Source organism: Candidatus Neomarinimicrobiota bacterium (assembly GCA_022573815.1).
In the GTDB taxonomy this organism is placed as follows: domain Bacteria; phylum Fidelibacterota; class SORT01; order SORT01; family SORT01; genus JACZTG01.
In genome coordinates, this window is the sequence record JACZTG010000052.1 from 1 (window position 1) to 6,177 (window position 6,177).

Below are 6,177 nucleotides of genomic sequence, written 5' to 3' on the forward strand. Positions count from 1 at the left end.
AGAATGTTCTCGATAAAGTACGTCCCAAGGATAAGGCTCGTGTTAAACAGATGCTCCGGGAAGTGTTTGACGCTCCAGATTACCAGACCGCATGGGAGCGTCTTGGGAGCATGGTAGAGATGTTGAGAACTACATATCCCAACTTATCTGAGTTCTTAGAAGAGCAATGCGAGGATACACTCGCGTGTTTTAACTTTCCGGTAGAGCACAGACGGAGAGTACGGACAACAAACAGTCTTGAGAGGCTTAATCAGGAGATAAAACGACGAACGAGAGTTATCAGGATCTTCCCCAATGCCGAATCATGCCTGCGGTTGATATCTGCTTTATGTATTGAACAATCGGAAGAATGGCTGACGGGAAAAATCTATCTGGATATGAAATTACTTGAAAATGAGCCTGCCCGACATCGGTCAGGCGGGGAGGTTAAAGAGGAACAACCTGAGACGACTATGATGAAATTACAGAACTTTTAGGACTTGACCTATATTCCTTTAGGAATATCCTCATCACGTAGCTCTCCATCTACTACGTTGATCGAAGAGGTAGTGATGCTGAGTACCCCTCCCTCCGGCATAGACTCATAGGCGTTATTTATCAGATTCATTATTACGTTTGGTAAATGGGCGTTAGAGCCTTTAAATAGTAATGTACTTTTAGAAAGTTCGATTTCAGTTGATACTTCAGAATGAAGTCCTTTAGTTGCCTTGTATTCAGCTGAGGAGAGATAATCGTTTACAAGATCGTTCAAATCTAGTGTTTCCATATTATATTTACCGCGTCGCGCCAAAGCCAATAGATCTGATATTACATCAGCTGCTCGCTGAACTGAAGACGAGATAGTATCCAAATCCTTGTCTACGGATTTACCTTTTGCTAGATCCCTCCTTATCAGGTCAGGATAGACCATAATAGGACCTATAATGTTGTTCAAGTCATGCGCTACACCACCTGCCAATAAACCCAGGGATTCCATCCGTTCGGATTGTTTTAATTTCTCTTGGAGGATTAATTTTTCTCGTCTATCCTGCAATTGCTCAGTTACATCCTTTATAATTCCTTGTATAGCAGGTTTTCCACCAAACTCGATTGTGAACGTATTGGCTTCTAGATCAACAATCTTCCCTGTTTTGGTTATCGCCTTAAAAAAATAATTATCATCACTATTCTCACCCTTTTCTCTTGAATTAGATCGCTGCAATATAAATTCTTTACTTTCAGGAGCTACCAAATCCATAAAATTAAAACTATCTAATGAAACTTCTTCAAATTTATGGCCTAATATCTTCTCAAATGTCTCATTTGCAAACATAAACTTATTATCCTGGAGTATATAAATTCCTACATTCGAGTTCTCTACAAGATCACGGTATTTTTTCTCACTCTTTTCAAACTCATTCTTAGCCAGCTTTTGCTCGGTGATGTCCTCTTTTATCATTACATAGTTTATTATGCCATTATCAGCATCGAATATTGGGGATATTATTAACGATTCCCAAAACAACTCCCCATTCTTTTTTTTATTCTGGATTTCTCCATTCCATGTTTTGCCGGAGCTAATTCTTGCCCATATTGCTTCGCAAAAATCTTTAGTTTGATATTTGGAAATCAGCATATTCAGGTTTTGTCCCAAAGCTTCTTCTGATGTATAACCTGTAAGTTTTGTAAAAGGAGGATTTACATATTCAATTATATAATTTTTATCAGTAATTATGATAGTTACCGGGCTTTGCTCTACTGTTCGCGATAACTTAATTATATTTTTCTCTGCCATGGATCTTGACGCTTCAGCAGAAATTAATTTCTTAAACGCCGGACGAAAAACCATAATTTCATTTACTAATAGGAGTGAAAATAAAATTCCCATCATCAGTAATTCAATATTTTCCAATTTTGTTACTCGTGCAGTTGCTTCTGTTTCATATAGGAGTACAATATTGTCCATTCCCTGAAGAAATTTTGATTCCGCTTCAAATATATTATTAACATATTTCAGGATATTTGGATTGGTAAATGTTGAATCATCAGTTTTAGGAGATGTAGCATTAATGATAAGCTCAGATGCCTCTCGAATTATATCATATTGTGGATTAATAATTTCATATAGTTCAATTACTTTGGCACTATTTTCATGGCGAAGATCTCTATCCTTAAGCGCTCCCAATAACATCATATGTGATTCCTGCCATAATGCTACTGCGTTACTCAATTCCATTATGCCTTCATAAAACTTATTTGGAGAATCCGCATGACTTACAAGATATGCGGACTTTGCTATTTTCTGAGAAAGCATCCTCTGCCGACCGGCAATATTTATAACTTCCATATCGATTGAATGCTCTCGAAGAAGATAATGTGACCAGTATTGCCCCGAAGGGATTATCACTGCTATCAGTACAAGAGTAATTAAATAGCGCTTTTTGAGCGCTATTATGTATGACTTAATTGATTTAGTGTTCAAGCTGGTCCCACCGACATTTTTATTTAAAATGATTATTCTGTTTAAAACTATTTTCACTATAAGGTCATTCGAATATATCCTTATTTTAGTTATTCGATATAATTTCATCCTCCTCACCGGGCGATTTATATCTTCGTGTTAATTTGATCATATTATCAGTTGCACTTTTAAGTATGTTTATGGCTTTAGTGAGCTTTATACTTTACTTTTTCGGGTAATCGGATAGTGGAAACATTTTTTCATCTGTGCTGTCAGGTAATACTTTCTCGTTATTTATTTTCTCGTTCGTATGAAACAATAACCTCGACAAATTCGATTTTGTCTCTTTTACAGTTATTATAATACTGCGTAAATCTTTTCTAACTTTAGAAAATAGATTCTCATCTGATTTTGTAGAAATTATGCTCTCCCCATCTAAATTTTTCTTAAGACCGTTTAACAAGTACTTTATATTTGATGCTGATTTTTTGTTCTCTTCAAGCAGTAACTGTGCCATATCATTTATTTCTTTAATTTTAGTGCCCATAAATTCTGTTCCCTCATTTATATGTGAATATTTGGTCTAGTCAGATTGAAGATCACCGAGTGTACCTATCTCGGTTGCAGATAATATTTTATCTATGTCAAGTAGCATTAAAAGTCTGTCATCGAGTTTTCCTACACCTTGAATGTATTCGGCGTGTTGACCCTTTACTATTGGCGGAGGTGGTTCAACGGTATCCGATTTTATTCGAATAACCTCTGACACGGCATCAACTACAAAACCGAGTGTGCTTTCCCCTACTTCAGCGACTATGATCCTTGTGTGTCTGTCAGGATCCTTCTTGGAAAGACCAAAACGCTTCCTGAGATCGATCACCGGAATAATCTCCCCTCTTAAGTTTATAACTCCTTCCACAAAATCGGGAGATTGAGGCACTTTCGTAATATCTATCATTCGGTTTATCTCTTGAACTTTCAGTATATCTACACCGAATTCCTCATCTCCAAGATTAAATCCGACTAATTGTAATAATTCATCTACACTCTCTGTTGAATCGCCTGACGCTACTTCCTCTGGTGTCAAATTTCCATCACGAGCTAGTTGGGATGTTTCATTCATGATTTCTTACTCCTAATTTATATTGATAAATCCGTCTTGCCCGCAGCCTGTTTTGGAATACCCCCACAATTTAACTACGGGCAATTCAGATTTTTATAGCGCATCTTATACAGTATCAACGTTTTCCTTGAGTTTAAACTTATTTACAAGTTATTAAGTGCTTTCGGCTGATTCGTTGTCTGTAGTATGTTGTGTCATGATTTGTCTACCTCGGTTCCTTTCAACTTGAACTGACCAACCAATCCCAGCAGTGACTCCGTCTGTCGATTAAGCTGCTCAGATGCCGCTGCCATCTGTTCTGAACCCTTTGCGCTTTCTTTGGACACGGTAGCAATACTGGTCACATTACCCGATATCTGTTCCACGGCGGCAGACTGTTCATCCGATGCAGTAGCTATCTGCTCAACCATTGTCTGTACCTCTAAGGCTACGCTCACAATCCGACTCAACGAATCACCTGCTTGCACCGCTAGCTCGCTTCCCGTTTCAACCTGCTTCGTCCCTTCTGCCATTGCAGCGACTGCGCTGCCGGTATCATCCTGGATATTCTTTATCATTGAAGCTATCTCTGCGGTGGCTTTTGTCGTACGTTCAGCCAGTTTCCTCACTTCGTCTGCCACAACGGCAAATCCGCGACCTTGTTCTCCTGCTCTTGCAGCTTCGATAGCGGCGTTCAGAGCTAATAGGTTCGTCTGGTCAGCTATATCGTCAATAACCTCGATTATCTCTCCTATCTCATCTGACCGCTTGCCCAATTCACCAATTGTTTCCGAAGAATGTTTGACGGTTTCAGCTATTGCCTGCATCCCTTCTAACGTCTGTCGAACTAAATTTCCACCTTCTTCAGCTGATGATGCCGCGTTCTTTGCCGATTCAGCAGCCGATGACGCGTTCTGAGAGGCTTCTACTATCGTTGCGCTCATCTGCTCTACAGAGGAGGATACTTCGCCTGCCTGCGATTCCTGCTCGGTAGCGCCTGCCGCTGCCTGTTCGGCTGCCGAAGCTATTTCTGTTGCCGCCGCTGCCACCTCATTAGTATTGTTCTTGACCTCGGAGATAACATCATGAAGCTTGTCAACAAATTTATTAAACCATTCGGCAAGCTCACCTATTTCATCTTTTGACGCTACGTCTACTCTCTTTGTAAGATCGCCCTCCCCCTCGGCGATATCTTTGATCATGTCAATTACCTTACGCAATGCTTTCGTTATACCCCGGGATATTACCACACCTATTATGGCTCCCGCAAATATACCCATGACCGTCACTAAAATAAGAGTAACGTTGGCAGTAGATTCCGCGTCATTGGCATTAGTCACTGCGGCGCCCATCTCTTCGGATGCTAATTCCTCTAACTCAGTCAATATAACGGCCATCTCATCGCCTGTGTCATCCAGTTCGGTCATGGCATCGTTTGATTTCGCCGTCAGCTCTACCATCCTTTTTTGCTCTTCAATCAGGTTATCAGCTGCTTCCTGAAAATCCGTATGATTGAGGTCAAGTTCCTTCACCGCAGCGCGAACATTTTCGTCCGTGGCAGCGTAAACAAGTCCCTCGTCGGTATCGGCGCCGTCTAATATCGCCACAACCCACTGATCGAAACTCTCGATAGTCTTTTTGTATTCACTTTCAATCTCTTCGATCTCCTCAAGGCTTGTCATTTGATTGATCTCCTCAAGCCTAATACGGCTTAAAGATAGCGATAGCGCCAGCTCCATCGCCATGTCCACAAGCGGTACGTCTTTTTCAAGTATCTCCCTTGCCTCGACACCGAGACCTTTTTTCTTGCTTTCTATCGATGCCTTTATTATGTTCTCAACGCCTTTGGCATCTGCAACCACCTCGTCGAAAAGAGCTTCCATCTGAAGCATTGATTCACGGGAATTCGCTTTCTGTTTAAGAAGTTCCACCCCGTACCCCATGAGCAGCTGGGCGGCGGGTTGAAATTTTTCATTATGAAATCTATCAGCCTCTTCCGCCAAACTTCTAAGCTCGTCATTATCAGTCGCAATGATTTTATTCCCATCGACCTCAGCGCCTTTGACTATGCCGTCCACAAATGCATCAAAATCGACCACCGTCCGGTTGTAAGTATCCACAAGACCCGCTAAAACGCTTTCGTCATTCGAGGCGATAGTTGAAGATGCCGCTTTATACTCCTCCATAGCCGTTCTTGCAATCTGAAGGCGTAACTTCATTTCGTTAGCCGCTTCAACTAACGGCACCTCTTCCGCAGTGATCTGGTAGATAGACTCTCCCATCGTACCGATGCTAACAATGCCAAAAATTCCAGCCACACCCACTAAAGCTGAGACCGCCAGAAATCCTGTGATCAACTTCTTACCGATTGTCCATCTCATTATTTACTCCTTTTTTAAGTAATTAACATTTCGTAATTACCGTCTGATCCTTTCGGATTTGTCATCACCCTTAAATTAGAACAACACTTTTGTTGACATAGATAGGGTTGTATGTCGAATTCTTCCGTATGGCTTCGTAGAATCGAATCATACTGTTAGAGATGGCAAAACTTGTGCCACAATTGGGTAGGGATATTTGGTTGGTGGTGAAAATACCTTAACAATAATTGTGATATGGGAAGAATTATTATTTC

At 40.7% G+C, this 6,177-nt stretch carries 5 protein-coding genes; 1 reads left to right on the forward strand and 4 read right to left on the reverse strand.

The genetic code is table 11. The features are described 5' to 3' along the window. Positions 1–476 (forward strand): transposase (locus IIB39_11095; GenBank protein MCH8929244.1); only part of this gene is annotated, 476 nt, incomplete at its 5' end. A gap of 8 nt (positions 477–484) precedes the next feature. On the opposite strand, the gene IIB39_11100 is transcribed toward IIB39_11095, so the two are convergent. The 4 genes from IIB39_11100 to IIB39_11115 all read right to left on the reverse strand — a co-directional run bounded on the left by IIB39_11100 (position 485) and on the right by IIB39_11115 (position 5,923). Continuing rightward, positions 485–2,461, reverse strand: coding sequence for a PAS domain S-box protein (locus tag IIB39_11100; protein MCH8929245.1), 1,977 nt, complete (start codon positions 2,459–2,461; stop codon positions 485–487). A 202-nt stretch (positions 2,462–2,663) separates the two neighbouring features. Continuing rightward, the gene (locus IIB39_11105) at positions 2,664–2,987 is read right to left on the reverse strand and encodes a hypothetical protein (protein ID MCH8929246.1); all 324 of its coding nucleotides are present in this window, start codon (positions 2,985–2,987) and stop codon (positions 2,664–2,666) included. A gap of 36 nt (positions 2,988–3,023) precedes the next feature. Then, a complete protein-coding gene (locus tag IIB39_11110) occupies positions 3,024–3,563 on the reverse strand; it encodes a purine-binding chemotaxis protein CheW (GenBank protein MCH8929247.1) in 540 nt (179 codons plus the stop codon). Between the two features lie 194 nt (positions 3,564–3,757). After that, positions 3,758–5,923 carry a HAMP domain-containing protein gene (locus IIB39_11115; protein MCH8929248.1) on the reverse strand — a complete coding sequence of 722 codons (2,166 nt, stop codon included), beginning with the start codon at positions 5,921–5,923 and terminating at the stop codon, positions 3,758–3,760. Positions 5,924–6,177 lie beyond the last annotated feature (254 nt).

What these genes read in the sequence shown, in the direction of transcription:
- IIB39_11105 (MCH8929246.1), bottom strand. Translation starts at nt 2,987, where the DNA reads ATGGGCACTAAAATTAAAGAAATAAATGATATGGCACAGTTACTGCTT.
- IIB39_11110 (MCH8929247.1), bottom strand. Translation starts at nt 3,563, where the DNA reads ATGAATGAAACATCCCAACTAGCTCGTGATGGAAATTTGACACCAGAG.
- IIB39_11115 (MCH8929248.1), bottom strand. Translation starts at nt 5,923, where the DNA reads ATGAGATGGACAATCGGTAAGAAGTTGATCACAGGATTTCTGGCGGTC.